We start from the raw sequence: 16,997 nt of genomic DNA on the forward strand, positions 1-16,997 counted from the left end.
GGCACACCCCAACTACCTTACGGAGACACCTATGGCGATGACGATGACCGGCGAAATCCAACTCGCTGCACCCCGCGAGGCGGTGTGGGCCAAGTTAAATGATCCGGCCGTGCTCAAGGCCTGCATTCCTGGTTGCGAGGAACTCGAGAAGACCGATGACCAAGGTTTTCGTGCGATCGCCAAGATGAAGGTCGGCCCGGTGTCGGCACGGTTCAAAGGCAAAGTCACGCTGAGCGACCTCGATCCCCCCAACGGCTACAAGATCTCGGGGGAAGGCGAGGGCGGCGTCGCGGGCTTCGCGAAGGGCGGGGCAAAAGTCGACCTGGCCGAAAAGGAAGGCGGTACGCTGCTGAGCTATCAGGTCGAGGCGCAAATCGGCGGCAAACTGGCGCAGCTCGGCCAGCGGCTGATCAACGGCACGGCCAAGAAATTGGCCGACGAGTTCTTCGCCAGCTTCGCGAAAGTCCTTTAGGCCGGTGGACGGACGTCCGATCTGCATTTGCGAGCAAACGTCAACCTCGGGATCGCCGCCCGCAGGTTTCCTTGCTCTATCGCCGCCAAAACTACGATGGCACGTGTTCGATCCTAGGCGTAGCCAGCGAGCCACGTTACTTTGCAACGGGATTGGTAAAGAGGTCGGAACTAGCGCGGTACTGCATGAGCTCATTCGGTACTGCAGTGCTGTACCGAGAAGGCGCGGCGTCATTGAGGGACGAACTGCGATCGACTTAAGAACTTGAAATGAAAGGAAAATGCCCCAATAGTCAGCTTTGAATTTCTGTCGGCCCAAAAATCAGCTATTCCGGTTGAGATGATAAAGCGAAATAACATCAATATGTTATCGCACCTATTTTGCATTGCACCCATGATGGATTGGAGCGAGAGTTCAGGTTTTTCAATTCGTTAGTAGGCGGCGTGTGCACGACGTGTGCACCGAGAGATCCAGGAAAATCCATCGAGGGCAAATCTGAGCAGTCGCTTCAAGGCGTGACGTGGACGTCGGGGCGCGACACGATCGAATTGACAAGAGCGGAATAGCCACCTGCGACCAAGAAGCTGATCTCGTTTGTCGGCGATTGCCGTGCGCAACGCTCAAGAGACATCCTGGTCCAGGGAGCGGCTCGCCTGCCGGACTTCATGCAGGAACGCCTTGGCCAGGCGCGATAGCGGCTCCGCCTCAGACCACAGCATATAGGCCACGGCCACTGTCTTGGGCGTGAAAGGCCGAATGCCTTGGCCGCCGCTTTGGCGCGGTGAAAACGGATCGACGACTGCCGCGCCTACGCCGGCGGCCGCAAGCACGCAGGCCGTATTGCAGTATCGCACCTCGACGATCGGCTGGAACGGCGCGCCGGCCTGCGCAAAGCTCTCGCGCACGGCTTCGCCCAACCGCGTGCCGCGCTCCAGCCCGATGAAGGGCAGTCCGATGAGGTCGGGCGCGGAAACGACCGGCCGTTCGGCCAGCGGGTGGTTCGGCGGCAGGACGCAGATCATTTCGCCGGTATGTACCACCTCATGCGCAATGCCCGGATGATGCGTCACCCGGAGTGCGAATCCGAGCTCGGCGACCCTGCTCGAAACGCCGTCGATGATTCCTTCGTCGCACATCGAAGATTCGAAGAAAAGGTCCTTGCGCATTGCCATCAAGAGCGATGGCGCGCCCGACACGATCCGAACGTGCGGCCTTCGCCTTCGGACGGCAAACGCCTACGCCACCAATCGCGGAACACCGCATTACAGGCTTTTGTCGGAGGCGCAGAATCGCCCACAGTGCTTGGGCGCCAAGGCGCCAGTTGGCGCGTGTGACGGTGAGTTTGCCGCAATGCACGATCCAAGCTGTCGCCTTACCTGCCGCGGTACATCCGCCAACTGAGGATGATGGCGTAGGTAAGATACGCACATCCGAACACGCATCCGAGCAACAGATAGGCTTCTATCGGGGGATAGATCCACGGCACTCCCGTCTTCAGATCGCCTATGCAGTACACCCCGGGCGTACCGTGCACGTAGGTGAAGTCGGTGAGCTGTCGCCACCAATTCCAACCGTCACATCCCGGCGCGTCGGGGACGAGCTTCAAAACGAACTGCAGAGCCAAAAATGCGGCGCAGCCGGTAGGGACCAGCATGAGGATGTACAGCCAAATGCTCGCCCTGAAGCCGCGTCGTGATTTGCTCACTTCCTCCAGAACGGCCTCCCGAGCGACAACAAGGCTGTCGGCTTCCAGCTTTAGGGATGCCACAAGAAGAAGTGCCAACACCGGCCCGAATGCCGCGATCACAGCGGGGTTAATGTCCACGGATACGCCGATGATCGAGGCCTTTGCGACGCTTTCACCAGTTCGCGTGAAGGCACAAAGCAGCAGCAAGAGAAGGCTCCGGTTGCCGAAGGATCGGATAAAGCTACTCTCTGCCGTAAGATAGGAAAGCACGTCGGACTCCCTGATGCGAGATGCTGTTTATAACATCCAGAAGAAAGTCCTTGCGGGGTTTTCCCCAGGCGAAATTCCCTCGAACTGTGAACTGTCTCACAAACAATCATCGTCTGCGCCTGCTATCATAGGCGGGTTGCTCCGAACGGCAACCGAGCCGTCCGAAGCGAAGGGCGCACGAGCATGAAGCATCGAATTCTCGTGGTCGGGCTCGCAGCTGCGGTCATTGGCGCCGCCGGCTTAATGACCCGGTCCGAGCAAGGCGCTTCGGCCGGCGTTGTCCGGATCGCCGAGCATGAGCGAATGCTTTCCTACTGGCGGTCACTCGACCTGACGTCTCAGACGCTCTCGGCCGGACCTGTGCCGGCGGCTTGGAATGCAGGTCTGTTTCTTGATGTTCAGACGCTCAACTCCGTGCTCGATCAGGTCAACGGGCTGACCGCAAGATATGGTGGCCAAGGGGTTCTGGCCAACGTCACGGTGACGGTGACTAGCGTTCGTCTCAAGCCCAGAAACGGCGCGCTGGGCGCGGAACTCGATCTCGTGGCCGCCCATTCAGGCTTCTCACTACCACTCAAGGCGACCGCTAACGTTACGTATCAGGGGGTCGCAAAGTCGGCACCCAATGCGTCACCGGTCCTGTCGTTGCGCATAGAGCCAATCGAGTTCTCATCGAGCGCGCGCTCCGACAATGCAGAGCGGAGCTTCCTGACAACGCTGCTACCAGATCTTCTCGTGTTGTTTGCGGATCCGCATTCGCTGGAGATCCGTCTACGGTTGCCTGACCAGCTCAGTGTTCCCTTGGGCTTCGAAAAGCAACAAACGGTTCCGGTGAACGGAGGTGAGGGCAGTGTGTCGTACACCGCAAGCATGGAACGAGGGACGGTCGAGGAACGTCTGGCGTATCCAGGCCTCGTATTTACGAAGGATGGCATTTGGCTCTTGGCGAGGATGGACGAAAAGCAACTGCTGGAGCCCGAACCCAAGCAAGCGACGGCCGTTCCGACAGACCTACCGAAGGCCATCGCCGAACTTGAGACTTCCGTGTCGACAAAACTCCAGCGAGTGTCGCTTCCGAGCGGTGGCGCTGAGCTCTACATCGGGAAGTCCAGTTTTTTATCGTTGGCAGAAAAGCTCCGGAATCTTGAGCCGTCGAAACGTCGCGTCACGTTTGTGACTACGGGCCAGAACGGCCATCTGGCCGGGCGCCGCCAGAGCCTTGGCGTGCTAGGTAATATCGGAGTGCAGGCGGGTCTGCTCGACAACAACAGCGGTTCCGGCTCTGTGGACTTCAACTTTGGCCAGGCATCCTGGGACGACAACGGCTTAAAGCTCCCGCTTACTGCGGCCATGAGCGCTGAAGCAAAAGTGCAGCTGAATATAGACGTGATTGCCAGCGGGGTGGTGCGTACGTCGGTCGGGTTGGTCGGTCAGGGAAATGGTTCGTTGACGGCGGGAGCAAAGCCCGTCCTTTTGGGCACTGGCGAGCAGAGTATCGCTGCCGTCCAGTTTACCGACAGCTGTTCGACTGTGCGGGCAGATATACGTACAGATGGCGTCCTGAAGACCGATTTTGGCTGGACAAAAGTGCCATCCGTTGGTGGCCGCATCTCTTCGCCGGTCGGGCCACTTCCGCCCGTCCTCGTACTTGATCGGCGACCATTTTTTGTGCGGACGCCAACACGAACCATTGGAAACTGGTCGATCTCACCGCGTTACCCGGCGTTCGTCATGAACATGAGACCGAGCCGGTTCGGTAGCAACCCCGAAGGTCTCGAACTTGCCGTCAGCCTCGAGACGACACCTGTCGTGCTTCAAGGAGATGGTTCGGATCAGGACCAACGGCTTTCTGCCGCCGAGCGAAGCACGCGTGAGCAGGCCGACAAAATATCGGCTGCAAGCTCGAAGACCCTGAAAGGTGTCGTCGCAGCTGGAACTTGCCCGGGATCTTCGGAATTCGCGCTCCTTTTGGGCGATCTCGAGTTCGGCGAGAGTAACGACCTCGTGCGCCTGCTTGTAGTGCTTGGAAAGCTACCCGAGGCTGCTTTGGACGCGGCAAAGCGTTTGCCCGGTGAGGTGTCGCCTGAGAAGATCAAGGGATGGATCGACAACCCGGGAGACTCATTCAAGCGGGGAGAGGCGGGGCGTCAACTTGACCGCTTGCAGCACGAGACATCGCCGGAAAAAGTACAGGGATGGGTAGAAAAGCCGGTCGAGTCCTTCGAGCGGAGTACCCCCGGACAGATCGTCAAGGATCCCATCGGAGCCTTTAAGAAGCTTTTCTAAGGGCGATGATCCGCAGTATTTCGGCCATGAATGTCTGGATCGAGGAGGGCGCGCCTCTCGATGATGGGGATGGGGATGCTGAATTGAGCGAAGCCAGCACCATCCCTTCGCGTAGGCCGGTAGCCAAATCATTAGGCCGATGAGCAGGGCCCTCGAACCGTGAGATTGCCCTTGGACCAATCAAGCAATCGAGTGCTACCCCGCAACCATATGCTGTGCGAAACAGCATGATGGCCCTCCCCTGGCAGCGACTGCCGACCGAAAACGAATCGCCGGGACCAAGGCGCGCTGGCGCGACGGCAATTTGCCTTCGCTAGTCGCCCGGTGGCGTTGTTGTCGATCATGGGCCATCGCTCGCCAAGTCCAAAACCGTGGCGTGTCCGTTCCGTATGCGCTGTTAGAGCATGACGTTTTTATACGGAAACATAGCCTGAGTTTTTGAAGTAGTTGGCGCACTCTTGCTCGGAGAAGAGATCGAGGAGCTCGCCGACCTTGCGCCATGTTGCCTCAACGTCGCGTGGCTCTGCGGCTCGCATCAGGTGTTTGAGTTTGGCGAAACCTGCTCGATCGGATTGAGGTCGGGACTGTAGGGCGGCAGGAAGAACAGACGCGCTCCGGTGGCATGGATAGCGTTGCGGGCAGCCTTGCCCTTGTGACTGCCGAGGTTGTCGAGGATCACGACGTCGCCCTTTGCCAGGGTTGGCGCGAGCACCTTCTCGGCATAGAGCGTGTCTCCGTTCATGGGTCCATCGATGACCCATGGCGCGCTGATCCGGTCATAGCGCAGCGCGGCAATGAAGGTCGTGGTCTTCCAATGGCCGAAGGGCGCCGAGGCCTCGAGGCGCTGACCGCAAGGGCCCCAACCGCGCAGCGGCGCCATGTTGGTTTTGACCCAGGTCTCGTCGATAAAGACCAGGCGGGACGCGTCGATCCTGCCCTGATGGGCCTTCCAGCGCTGCCGTTTACGGGCGACGTCGGGACGGTCCTGCTCGGCCGGCCGAAGTGTTTTTTTGAAGCTCAGCCCCTCGGAGTGAACAAAGGTCCACACCGCTCGCACGTCTGTCTTGATCCCGCGTGCGGCCAGCTCCTGCGTCAGCTTGCGCAAGGTGAATGGACCCGAGCGAATGCGCTTGCGCAGCCAGTCGGCATTGGCGCCGGACAGAATCTGCTTTTTGTGATTACCGATCTTGCGGGGCGACACGCCTCCGGTCTCACGCCTGAGGTTCTTCCACTTCGTCACACACGAGGGGCTGATCTGAAGCGCCTCTGCGATCGAACGAACCGTTTCGCCCGCATCCGCCCGCGCCAGAGCGCGCTCGCGAATGTCTTCCGAAAAAGGTCGCGTCATCCATGCTGGCCTCCGTTCCCCAGCATGGAGCTTGAATCAGAATTCGCTCCCGCTGGGAATCCCGATCCCAGAAAAAGAGAACACGCTTTAGAGGGCTGCGTGTGCACGACGTGTGCACCGAGAGATCAAACAAAATCTTGCGAAGGCCAATGTGAGCCGATCCTCTGGGGCAGGGCAGGTGAGTGGACGACAAAGGCTCTCTTCGCCACCGGGCAGTCGAGCTTGGGGAAGACATAGTCGGCAATGCCGAAGAGTGCCGTGAGGGGCACGTTGAACGTGGAATCTCGCACGGACTAGACGCCGATGCAGCAGAAGAGGAAGATCGCCGGATAGGGCATCCGGTAGGGGATGCGGAGCAGCCTCACCTAGATGCCGATGAGCGGCAGGTTGAGGATGACGAGCATCAGATTGCCGATCCACATCGAGGCGATCAGGCTCCAGAAGAGATCGGGATTGCCGGTAATTACGTGGGGCCCGGGCTGAATATTGTGGGGCGCATCTGCTCCGCACTGCTCCCTGCGACCGAAATACCTCTTTACAGAGCATTCTGCAAATGAACATCTTTGGCGTGCATAAGAGCACGTACCAGAGAATATTCGCCAAGGCGGGTTTGCAAGAAGGCCAACTGTTCAAAGAATAGGGGAGCCCAATGGAGAATTTCGAAGCCGAACTCCAGCGCCGCGTCGATGAAGCAGTTGCAGCAAACGATCTGGCGACACTGGATGGGTTGCTACGCACGCTTTACGAGAAGGCGGTCGAGGCTGACAGGCCTCTCGATGCCGCAATTCAGCTCCGGCCTGAATTCAGTGAAAAGATCGGTAAGGAGGGGCTCGAAAGCAACCTCGCCTTCACCTGGGCCAATCGGATCGCTCGCGCAAAGCGGCGCGTCATCTATCGGCTGAAGACAGCCGGCGCTTTCAACGGCATGAAGATCGTTTCGGAGGGCGACAGCTGGTGGCAATATCCGCTGCTCCTTGAGGATGTCATCGATCATCTGAGCGGCGACCCGGACAAGGCGATCTATTCACTTTGCGCAGCCGGCGACCTCATCGAGCGCATGGCCAACGAAAAGGAGTATGTCCTGGCGCTCGAGGAGACGGGTGCCGAGCTGCTGTTGCTGTCCGGCGGCGGCAACGACCTCCTGGGCGATGGCGCGCTTGAGAAGATCTTGGTGAAGTTCACGAAGGGGAAGAAGCCGAGCGACCTCCTCGACGCCGCGAAATTGAAGGCCGCCGTCGAAGCCATCCTCGGGCACTATTCGGTCATCCTCAACGACCTGGTGACCCGCTTCCCGAAGGTTCATGTCTTCGGCCATGCCTACGACCTTCCCTTTCCCATCAGCGGCGGCAAATGGCTCGGTGGGCCGCTCAAGAAGGCCGGTATCCCGGCAGCCCTTTGGCGGCCGGTCATTGAAGTCCTGCTCGACCGTTTCAGCGATGAGCTGAAAGGGCTGCAGTCGACCTTCTCCAACTTCACTTTTGTCGATCTCCGCGGCAAGGTCGGCGGTGAGCTGAGCTGGCACGACGAGCTCCATCCGACCAATTCCGGATTCGGCCGCGCCGCACAGGAATTTCGAGCCGCGATCGTTGAATGGATCGGCGCCGGCGGCGTCGAAAGGTCGTTCGCTCCGCGCGGGATTGCGCGCGGAGGCGGCCTGTCGCTCCCCGCGACCCATGCAGCCGGACCGGGGTTCGAGGGGGCAGGCGCCCTGATCGTGCTCGATCCGGGCCATGGCGGAGTTCCTCCGCCGAACAAGATCGACGGATCGAGCTGGAACAATGCCGTAGGCCCGGACGGCACGCTAGAGAAGAGCCTCACCATTGACGTCGCGCGCCGCGCCCGCGGCGTACTCCAGAGCCGCGGCCATACGGTCAAGCTGACGCGCGATCAGGATCGCAATCTTGGGCTGACGGCCCGCGCCACCGTGGCGAAGAATAGCAATGCGCCTGTCTTCGTCTCAATTCACTTCAACGCATCCGAAACGCACACCGCTCAGGGAACGGAAACCTTCGTTCATACGAATCATAGCGATGCCTCGAGAAGGCTGTGTCTTGCGGTCCAGGCCAAGATGGTTGCTGCTCTTGGCCTGAGGGACCGCAATGCCGGCCATCCAGGAGGCATAAAGAAAGCGGGCTTCGGCGTTCTTTCGCGGGCCGAACACGCAGCGGCGACGGCGTGCGTGCTGCTTGAGGTCAGCTTCCTGGACCGGGCGGACGAGGAAGAGAAGCTCAAGACGGACGCCTATCGCGACAAGATCGCGGCAGCCTTGGCCGATGGAATCGAAGCCTATCTCAGAACAGGCTTGGAGGGCGCGTTTGGGATCGCCGGAGACGGCCAAATTGGCGACGCCGTCGAATTGGCGATGACGAGCACCGCTCACTCGATGGAGGGTCTCGCTCAGGAGGACGGCGAGGGGATCGGAGATGGGGGTGGGCGCCATGTCGGCGGCTATGCTCTCGCAGAAGAAGCCGACTATGCGGAGCCGGGTCGAGGAACGTCCGACGACTTCATTCGCGAGATTCTTGCGAGCGAGAAGAAATATAACGCGGAAAAGGCAGCGGCAGCAGGACCTGACGAGAGCGGCAACGACCGCGGTGAATTCGCCTATGTCGACATTGGGTCAGCGCTCGATTTCGACTCGCTCGGCGTGTCCTTCGAGTCCGGCGCCGCGATACTGCGGCCCGTATTTGCCAATGTGGAGAGCAGCGGGTTCGACATGGCTACCTATGTGGCATTCATCGATCAGCTCGAACTCGAACATTTCTCGCCGGCCGAATTTCTCGTGATGGGTGCCAGCAATCAGCCCGGCGCATCCTGCGCCGGCAAGAACACGCTTCCGCCCAGAGAGCTGTGGCCCAGGATCGCCAACACGGCAAAGATGCTGGACGAGATCCGGCGCCGTCTCGGCGCTCCGGTCCGGATTCTCTCCTGTTACCGAAGCCCAGCCTACAACAGTTGCATCGGCGGCGAGTCCGCGAGCCTCCACATGAAATTCAATGCGATCGACTGGCGCTGCGATAGTGGCACCGTCCAGGAATGGCATCGCGCGGCGAAGGAGGTGCGGCGTTCGAAGCCGGCATTCCTGGGCGGCGTCGGCCTCTACATCAACAGCCGCTTCATCCATATCGACACGCGCGGGCACGAGGCCAACTGGCAGGGTTAGCCCCACGCCAAAACGACGACATCCGTTAGAAGGGGGCCCCCGTGAAGCAAAAATACAACCAGCCGCAGAATGCTCGGCAGGATGAGCGAGCGCCGTTCGTTGCCAAGTGGACAAGCGCTGATCCTTTCGTAGACCTCGAGGGAAAAAAGCCGGTCGACGATCCGGCAAAGATGCTGCTTGGCTGGCAAGATCGACGCAAGGAAAACGCGATCTTCGAGGCGCGTGTCGGCCATTGGAATACGGTGCCGGCCGCGTTGCTGCAACTCCTCAGCAAGCACCGCAGAGCGGTCGCCCGGATTGTCGTCCGGGCCGGAGACCATCTGGACTTCCGGGGAAGGCGTGTGCCCGGCGGATGGACGGGCACGGGCTTCCTCGTCGCACCGAATCTTCTTCTTACCAATCACCACGTCCTGAATAGCCCGGAAGTTGCGGCGGCGGCGGAAATCGAGTTCGACTATGAAGTCCCCGAGGAACAGCTCCTCGTCGAGCTTGCGACACCCGAACCACCGGCCGTCCGGTTCAGCCTCGATCCGAGGCGACTGTTTCTCACGAGCCCGGTCTCGGGCGGGGGACTCGATTTCACTTTCGTCTGGACATCGGACGATCCATCAAAGCAGTTCGGCACGATCAAGCTAGAGCGCGGCTCCTTCATGATCCGCCCCGGCGAGCCAGTCTTTGTGATCCATCACCCGGTCGGTCGCTTGAAGGAAGCCTCGCTCGATGACACCGAGTTGCTCGGCATCAATTCAACCTGCCTTCTCTATGCCGCCGATACGGATTTCGGATCGTCCGGCGCCTGCGTCTTCAACAGCCGCGGCAAGCTGGTCGCGTTGCATCATGCCTTCCGGGAAGGCGCCGATCTCAAGGCCAATTTTCCCGACGTTTCCCCGGAGCTGACGGAGGGACGGGAGATCAACATCGCCAATGAAGGCATCAAGATCGCGGCGATCGCGCTCGAGCTGGAACACCGCATCTCGCAAGGCGGCGCCGACGCAAGGAGCGCGGCCGAGGTTTTGCGCTATGTCGAGGGGTCCGACACGCTGACCGGAGTCTTCGGCGGGCTCGGACGCGCCGTCGAGGCGACGTCTGACCAAGAGCGCATCATTGAGCTCTATGGCGCGAGCGACCAGGACATCGATATCGGCTTTTGGGATCTGCAATGGCTGAAGGGCGCGAAAGATCCCGACAAGCTCTACGACGTCGCGACGGCAATCACCGATCTCAACCTCGATGCCTGGTGCCTCATTCAGGTCCCCGCCGACGCGGTGGACGGAATCCTTGCGAAGCTTGATGAGAAGTTCGGCGAGAAATTCCTTTGCAAGTTCGCCGAGGAGGAAGGCCAACGCCTCCAACTCGCGACCGCCGTCATCTGGCGGCCGTCCTCAGTATCGCTCGAGCGCGGCAACTGGGATGCCTCGATGAAAGGCGCCTGGACGCGGCCGGTCAAGGCAACCGGTTCGCCCGATCCGGCAAAGCCGGTCTTCGAGGTCGAACCGGCGCTCTTTCATCTGCGTGCCCTGAAATATCCCACCGAAGCGGCCGTCAATCTCGTCGCCGTCAACTCCAAGGCCCTCGGCCAGGACGAACTCCGCCGGCTGCTCATGTCCAAATTTCTTACGCATGCGATCGGGAAAGCGATCGCGTCAGGGAACGGCAAGGATTGGATTATCGGCACTAATTCCGAGCCGCCACTCGAACCCCGGGATCTGACGGCTCTCGGCAACGGATATTCACCTTTCGCGGCCAATGACGAGCTGCGCGGCGGTGCCTTCTCATACCTGCGGTCGGAGCATTCCCCGATCGACCGGATCTTCGTCACGGGCGATCTCTCGCCGTCGGAGGAGCGGTATCGCTTTTTTCACGTGGCGAAGGAGCGAACGGTCGACAAGTTCATACGGAAGATCGCCGACAACCGGCCCGTCGTCATGCGGCTGTCGCTCGGCGGCTCCAAGGCCGCGACGAGCGAGCGCGCTGTGGAGGAAAGCCTCCAAACCGTTTTCGGCGTGCCCGAATTTCAGTTGGAGAGCGGCGACGGCTGGGCGACCGGCCTCACGAGCGCTGGCCTCACCAAGCCCACCTTCCTGAGCACCAACCGCGAGCAGTTCACGCGGCTCCGCGCCGAGATCAATGCCCGGCTCACGAACCAGTATGGCGCCGGCATGCTTCCGCTCACCCCGGTCGACTTGTGGGTCATCATCTTCGCCGAGGCGGGGATCAAGAGCGGCGGCTTCGTCAATCCGGAAGCTCAGCATTCGCTCGGCGAGCGCGGTCTTTTGCCGCTCCCCGCCAACGTCACTTTCTGGAACGGCGCGGACGCTCCACGATGGGATCGGCTGATGTCGCTCGCGACGAATCTCTTCCACTACGCGCTCTATCTCGGCCAGCTGAAGAACAAGCCTGTCACGACCGTCGGCGGCCGCACGCTTTATCGCGACCTCTTTCGCGTAGCCGGAATCGTCGATACTGCCGAGCGCCAAGCCAAACTGCTCGCGGGCATCGTGCACGGCTATTTCGTCCGGGCGAACTACGGCGGGCGTCCGGTGCCCTTTGATCATATCCTCGACGGCTACAGCCGGGATATTCCGGTCGACGAAATCCTGCGCGGCACGCGCTATGTCCACGCCCAGACATCTATACCGGCCAGTCGCGAGCGCAACATCAAGGCTGCCCTCGACGCCTTTCACGCCTCGCAACCGTGAGGAATGTGCCGGACCCTGGCTTCACTTCGTATAGGCGGGCTCACGACGACCTTGCCGCAGCCCCATTTGGGACAGGAGCGGGTCGCAACGGGCCCTCGGTGCCCATCATTGTTCTGGAGTGGTGGAAAGATGGCGCACCAGACACGATTCGAACTGCGTCGTCAAACACACCTGTGGCAGCGGAGGTTGGACAAGATCGACAGCCGCTGCACGGAACGCGATCCGATTGAAGGCCGGACTGCCCGCCGCTAAGTTTTGTGAAACCGCGGTAGCTTAGCCCAAGCTTCTAAAAGGGGTTTAGTTTCTTCAAAATCTTCCGAACTTCGCTATTCTCACCGCCGGCCATTCCTCCGCTCCTGTCCCCAGGCGAAATACCGGTTTTTATCTCTTGCGACGCGTTGTACTGCGGGATCGTCCCGGTGTTCGGCGAAGCCGGCTTCATTGGGGACTTTATTACGCTGCACTCTTTTCGTTCCGGAGGGCATGGCTCGGCAGGCGGGGCTTGCGCCAAGGCGGGACAGCTAGCCAACACAAACGCACTAACTTCTAGGAAGCGAAGAAAATGTCGCATCATCATTCTCCTCAGTTCAGTTTGGTTCAATCCTTATTGTGATTGCTCGATAACCAAATACTACCGGCCGTTGGAAAACTTCCCGAAGTTGAATTTGCTGTGTATCGCCAAATGCGGAAATAATTTCGGCGCCCTGCGTTCGCGCCGACGATGCAATGCTCTGCGCAAGTTGCGCGTCGCCTTGTGAGCTTTCCGTCGATTGCTTCTCGATTGCTGACGGAACCCTCTGAGAGTTAGGTGCTGCCGCTTCTGATAGTGTCTGCGCGGCTCCGCCTCGTCCGACGTTAACGTGCTTGCGATGTTGTATCTCTCGTGTCAGGAAAACCCTAGTGACGAACCGGAGCTGGATTCGCGAGAGGTATTTACCCTCGCGCTTATCTTGAACTCTGCTGCCCACGCTAAAAGCAAGCACCCGCCGCACGAACTCATCGCTACAGTATATCTTCGTCGTCGGCGACCTGCACCATTCGTCCAAGCGGTAAAAAGCCTTCAGAGCTGATACGCCATACGTCTCTGCGACCGGGATGCGTACCTCTTCCACCGATTGTTGCTGATTGCTGGCCCCAAATCCCGCGACGTTCATTCCAAACGAACCCGCGGTTGAGGTGCTGTGAGTGACGGCAATGCCAGGGAAGGCAGTCAGTGAAAGGCGCACTTCCTTGGGATTAAGCTCCTTTGATGTGACCTCTGCCCTCGGTTGCCGGCGAAAGGCTTCGCCGGATTTAAACTCCGCCGTATCAGCGAAGATGGGCTGCCCTTTATGTTCTTCGGCCAATTCCTCCCTAAGATCGATATGAGCCAGGCGTACCGATTTTCCCAGCAAGGGTCTCACTTCACTTGCTTCGTCGTCCGCTTCGGAAATAACCGCCCAGACGTCTCCAACGTGGAAATCCTCCTCAGGTGGAAACACAGGCAGTATGCCAAGCCGAGCGATTGATTGATTCCAGGCAAGCGCCACATCTTCCTGGTGCAGCGGCTTCACCTCATCGAACGGACGCACTTCATAAATGATAAACGCAACAACGAGGGCTGCGACGGTCAATTGCCAAAACCAGTTTCGAAGAAATGACCAGATCGTAGAAAAGAACGCGGCAATGACCCTCCAAAGCCACCGGACAGCGATTTTCGCCCGGTTCGGTGATGGATCGACGTCGCTCGGCTGGCTCACGGTGCTCCCCCGATCAATCCATAAATTCAACTAGCTTAGGTTGAATTATCTGGTTTGGGAAGTACCTAAACTGCTCGAAGTGGTCAGACCGCGGGCGACACTCGGTAATAGTTCGACCGGTTACTGGTTTAGCGCACGCGGAAGCCGCTGTGACGCCCATTGAGCTGAAAGGCGACATGGGCCGAACCGAAATTCTTTGCTGACTTGAGTACCGGGGACACCACATCGGAAGGATTGCTTCGTGCCAGTTCGTTCAGGGGCTTTCGCTGAATGATAAAGCCTGATTGTCCTGTGTGCCTCGGATCGGCAGGGCTATATGAAAATCACCCTCAACCTGCCCATTTCAGACATGACGAGCAAGATAGACGATGTTTATTCTCGTGGACAAAACAGAAGAGGCGCAACCAGAATGCAACGTCGCTAGCAAGAAGGCCGATCTCGAACACTATGCCGCGTCGGTCCTTCCCTTCGGCGGGCGGCATGCCGGGGCGTCCGCCAGTCTTGCGGACGACGTTCCCCGACGCCTTGCCAAAAACCAGCGCCTTCATCGCGACCTTGCATCTGGGCAGCAGCGGATATGGTCGGAAGAGTCGGTATTGATGATGCCCTGCCTTGCGATACCGATTGACGGCGAACGCCTCGAAGCGCTGGTCGGCTACATAGTGCGGGGCCTGATGTTCCACCAATGGGGCGTTGCGCTTGGCAGTGACTGCTCGGTCGAGGCCTACAGCCTCACACAGCGCGGCGAGCAGACCTTCAACCGCTTTCTCGCCATGCATGCGGCGCAACGAGCCTCGGGCAATAATGCATCTATCAGCGGTCTCGGTCAGGAAGATGCATCCAGTTCTCGAACTGAAGCAACCAGCCTACGCCAATGGATTTCCGATCTACCTGGACAAGAAGTTGGGCTTGAGACCAGGGAGACCAGATGACCAGCTATAGGGTGAAACGCGGCAGCGACCGAGAGTGAAATCACTCCGCGAGGATGGCGGCATCTGACGGGTGAAAAGGCGGCTGCCGATCGATTTAGGGCGCCCAGAGAACGGGAGCATCGTGTACGCCGAGGCATCGACCTACATTGCAAACCTGCAGGCTCGTAAGGACTACGCCCAAATGGGCGCGCTGCTTCGAAGTCATCAACACGGCAGCGCTCAGACGAATTGCTTCGCTTTAATTCTTTGCAAACAGCATCCCGGACTCTTCTTCTCAAAGCGTGGCGAAACGCCCGTCCACATTGCGGAATATCGCGGGCTGACAAAACCTGAGTTTCGACTCCGGCGAAACCGCACCGGCGCCGGCAATGCGAAGCTTGGTCGGTGGTGGAAGGGCGTCACGCGAACGTGCAACCAAGATTGTTGTCGTGTTGTAGTTCGGTGACAGACTCCCTAGCTGGCGCGGACTAGTCTCCTAGGAACTTTCGTTCGTCGAACAAAACCGCTGGGATATTCGGCGGGGCACGCACACTTTCGAATTTCTTTGGCGCTCCGAGGGAGCTGCCGCTGTCGTTTATCTGAATTGCAATGGGGCGATGCCGATGAATTTGCTTCGGACGTTTCTGGGCACCCTGCTTTGCGTTTCGCAAGCCGCCTGCGGTACGTACATTCCTAGCCAAAGAGACTGGCCACAATCCGACTCCAATGCCGTCGTGGACATGAATATCGCGCTTGCTCGCACCATCGTGTGCGAATTGAGTTATGCGGTCACCGTCGCCATCAGGAATGATCGGGAAGCGGCCCGCGACAGGCGAAGCAAGAGAATCTATACCGGCTTTCTAGATCACTGGGGCGTGGAAGTCGCGACCGACCTCACCGTCTCCGAATCTTCCACCATAAGTCCTTCCGGGTTATGGGCTCCCGTATCGCCGGCATCGTCGGTGTTTACGCTCGGAGGCGGCATAAACGGCGCTGCGGTCGCGACCAACGAAAACACATACAATGTCTTCTATCCCTTGTCCGCGTTGTATCAACCATCGCTCTTCCGAACGAACGATCCGCGGCGTCCTTGTCGACATCCGACAGGAGAAAAAGAGGGCTCTCCTCTAGTCGACATCGATTTGAAGCTTCTTCCGCTGCTAGAGTCGAGGGCGCAGCTTGTCGAGATCGGCGTGGCGGGTGACCCAGATCAGCTGGCAAAAATATACAGCGTGAAGAATGTCCTCACGCAGACAGTCTCGATCAAACAGACCTTGTCAGGCGATATCACGCCGACATGGAAATTCACAACCGGCTCGGTAAATCCCTCCGGCGCCTTTTTCAGCGCCAACCGGGCGCGTACGCACCAGATTGTGTTCACGTTCGGACCACTGGCGGCGGACGGCAGATCCCTGACAGGCCTCGCCGAGGCGTTTCATCTGAATGAGCAGCTCAAAGCCGGACTTCGCATTCGCTAATCGCAACGATGGGAGCCAAAGATGAGGTCGACACGGAAAACAAAGGCGGTGAAAAGCAAAGCCAAGAAGAAGTCAAAAGGAAAGCAGCGCAAGGCGCAGAAGGCGAACGCGAAAAAAGGAAGCTCTAAGAATACGAAAGCTCAAAAGCCGACGGCTAAAGGCACCTCTGGAAAGGCTGCCGATGCGGCGCCCCCAGCCACTCAGCCGAAGAGCGAGAACGCATTGCGGTCACTGATCAAGAGAATCAACGTTCCATCGTTGCACGACGATGACATCGCGGCCATTCTAACGCACTGCAACTCCGTCTTGGACTTTCGAAGGACTGTCGGGGACGCGACGCTCTCTTGGAGCATGTCATCGTCCGGCAAATGCTATAGAAAAGCAGGCGACAGCTCCGTCGTAAGCATCTACGAAGGTTTTTTCAAGGTTGGAACCATGTCGGAGGAAAGCGCCAAGGCTCAAGGGATTCCGCGTTGCGGCTGAGCGCAGTGCTTCCGCCGGAGCACGGATGGTGGCGATAGTGCTCATCAAAGCGATCACACTAGACATTAGCTGCCACGTCGTTTCGGCTCAGTGCCAAAATGTCCCGGGCGGCCCTCCGGTGAAGGTTGGCGTCGCTCTTAGCGTATCTCGCAGAACTACGTGCGACGAAGAGCGCGCTCAGCCATGGGAACGCATGTTAGCTTCTGTTCGTGGACCGCCCAATGCCACGGCTCTACCGCAGTTGCTGCGCGAAGTCGAACCGCTGCGGCGGTCCCGGCCGAAATCTATTGTTGAAGTCGAGCGCCCCCCGATTCGAAGTTGAGTGTCGCGTTCCACTTGTGCAAGCAGAACTCGACGCAATATTCGTCAAACTCAAAGGTATAGAATCCATTTTTAGAGGAGTATTCGGAAGCGTTCGAACAACAGAATGGTGACCCCGCCGCGGCCTTGCAAGTGCCGGT

The 16,997-nt window shown here is 59.1% G+C and carries 12 protein-coding genes and 1 pseudogene; 7 read left to right on the forward strand and 6 right to left on the reverse strand.

Features of this window, described 5'->3' with window-relative positions:
- Window positions 1–31 precede the first annotated feature (31 nt).
- Window positions 32–472: an SRPBCC family protein gene (locus LMTR3_RS30140; protein WP_065748566.1), complete on the forward strand. Its 441-nt coding sequence runs from the start codon at window positions 32–34 to the stop codon at window positions 470–472.
- A gap of 620 nt (window positions 473–1,092) precedes the next feature.
- Here the strand turns inward: LMTR3_RS30140 and LMTR3_RS30145 are convergent.
- Both LMTR3_RS30145 and LMTR3_RS30150 read right to left on the reverse strand, forming a co-directional pair.
- A pseudogene (locus LMTR3_RS30145) lies at window positions 1,093–1,599 on the reverse strand (LysR substrate-binding domain-containing protein); the annotation flags it as partial.
- A gap of 245 nt (window positions 1,600–1,844) precedes the next feature.
- Window positions 1,845–2,429, reverse strand: a complete 585-nt coding sequence (locus LMTR3_RS30150; RefSeq protein ID WP_065748567.1) for a hypothetical protein — start codon at window positions 2,427–2,429, stop codon at window positions 1,845–1,847.
- Window positions 2,430–2,612: 183 nt separating this feature from the next.
- On the opposite strand from LMTR3_RS30150, the gene LMTR3_RS30155 reads away from it, so the two are divergent.
- The gene (locus LMTR3_RS30155; protein ID WP_065748568.1) at window positions 2,613–4,715 is read left to right on the forward strand and encodes a hypothetical protein; all 2,103 of its coding nucleotides are present in this window, start codon (window positions 2,613–2,615) and stop codon (window positions 4,713–4,715) included.
- 413 nt (window positions 4,716–5,128) lie between these two features.
- Here LMTR3_RS30155 and LMTR3_RS30160 read toward each other — a convergent pair.
- Window positions 5,129–6,063 (reverse strand): IS630 family transposase gene (locus tag LMTR3_RS30160; RefSeq protein WP_141686870.1). Its coding sequence is split into 2 segments (ribosomal slippage): window positions 5,129–5,274 and window positions 5,274–6,063, totalling 936 coding nucleotides; the frame shifts between segments, so codons are not numbered across the junction.
- A gap of 365 nt (window positions 6,064–6,428) precedes the next feature.
- On the reverse strand, window positions 6,429–6,659 hold the full coding sequence (locus LMTR3_RS40405; RefSeq protein WP_502686679.1) for a tripartite tricarboxylate transporter permease: 231 nt from the start codon (window positions 6,657–6,659) through the stop codon (window positions 6,429–6,431).
- Between the two features lie 53 nt (window positions 6,660–6,712).
- Here LMTR3_RS40405 and LMTR3_RS30170 point away from each other — a divergent pair, with 53 nt between their 5' ends.
- The gene (locus LMTR3_RS30170) at window positions 6,713–9,226 is read left to right on the forward strand and encodes an N-acetylmuramoyl-L-alanine amidase (RefSeq protein ID WP_065748570.1); all 2,514 of its coding nucleotides are present in this window, start codon (window positions 6,713–6,715) and stop codon (window positions 9,224–9,226) included.
- Here LMTR3_RS30170 and LMTR3_RS38745 read toward each other — a convergent pair.
- Window positions 9,223–9,546 carry a hypothetical protein gene (locus tag LMTR3_RS38745; protein WP_176722026.1) on the reverse strand — a complete coding sequence of 108 codons (324 nt, stop codon included), beginning with the start codon at window positions 9,544–9,546 and terminating at the stop codon, window positions 9,223–9,225. The two genes, LMTR3_RS30170 and LMTR3_RS38745, sit on opposite strands and share 4 nt — an antisense overlap.
- Before the next feature lie 21 nt (window positions 9,547–9,567).
- Between LMTR3_RS38745 and LMTR3_RS30175 the strand changes: the two genes are divergently transcribed.
- Entirely contained in the window at window positions 9,568–11,925 is a 2,358-nt protein-coding gene (locus LMTR3_RS30175) for a trypsin-like serine peptidase (protein ID WP_176722027.1), read from the forward strand.
- A gap of 587 nt (window positions 11,926–12,512) precedes the next feature.
- Here LMTR3_RS30175 and LMTR3_RS30180 read toward each other — a convergent pair.
- Window positions 12,513–13,664, reverse strand: a complete 1,152-nt coding sequence (locus LMTR3_RS30180; protein ID WP_065748572.1) for a hypothetical protein — start codon at window positions 13,662–13,664, stop codon at window positions 12,513–12,515.
- Window positions 13,665–14,032: 368 nt separating this feature from the next.
- Between LMTR3_RS30180 and LMTR3_RS30185 the strand changes: the two genes are divergently transcribed.
- The 3 genes from LMTR3_RS30185 (at window position 14,033) to LMTR3_RS30195 (ending at window position 16,536) form a co-directional block, all read left to right on the forward strand.
- Complete coding sequence (locus LMTR3_RS30185) at window positions 14,033–14,596, forward strand: hypothetical protein (RefSeq protein WP_065748573.1); 564 nt, start codon at window positions 14,033–14,035, stop codon at window positions 14,594–14,596.
- 602 nt (window positions 14,597–15,198) lie between these two features.
- Complete coding sequence (locus tag LMTR3_RS30190; protein WP_141686871.1) at window positions 15,199–16,053, forward strand: hypothetical protein; 855 nt, start codon at window positions 15,199–15,201, stop codon at window positions 16,051–16,053.
- 48 nt (window positions 16,054–16,101) lie between these two features.
- On the forward strand, window positions 16,102–16,536 hold the full coding sequence (locus LMTR3_RS30195; protein WP_210184738.1) for a hypothetical protein: 435 nt from the start codon (window positions 16,102–16,104) through the stop codon (window positions 16,534–16,536).
- The last annotated feature ends 461 nt before the right edge of the window (window positions 16,537–16,997 follow it).

Origin of the sequence: Bradyrhizobium sp. LMTR 3, from assembly GCF_001693485.1 — a bacterium.
GTDB lineage: Bacteria > Pseudomonadota > Alphaproteobacteria > Rhizobiales > Xanthobacteraceae > Bradyrhizobium.

Excerpts from the sequence above, each read along its gene's own strand:
- LMTR3_RS38745 (WP_176722026.1), bottom strand. The coding sequence starts at position 9,546 with ATGGTCTCCGGCCCGGACGACAATCCGGGCGACCGCTCTGCGGTGCTT.
- LMTR3_RS30190 (WP_141686871.1), top strand. The coding sequence starts at position 15,199 with ATGAATTTGCTTCGGACGTTTCTGGGCACCCTGCTTTGCGTTTCGCAA.
- LMTR3_RS30170 (WP_065748570.1), top strand. The coding sequence starts at position 6,713 with ATGGAGAATTTCGAAGCCGAACTCCAGCGCCGCGTCGATGAAGCAGTT.
- LMTR3_RS30185 (WP_065748573.1), top strand. The coding sequence starts at position 14,033 with ATGTTTATTCTCGTGGACAAAACAGAAGAGGCGCAACCAGAATGCAAC.
- LMTR3_RS30140 (WP_065748566.1), top strand. The coding sequence starts at position 32 with ATGGCGATGACGATGACCGGCGAAATCCAACTCGCTGCACCCCGCGAG.
- LMTR3_RS30155 (WP_065748568.1), top strand. The coding sequence starts at position 2,613 with ATGAAGCATCGAATTCTCGTGGTCGGGCTCGCAGCTGCGGTCATTGGC.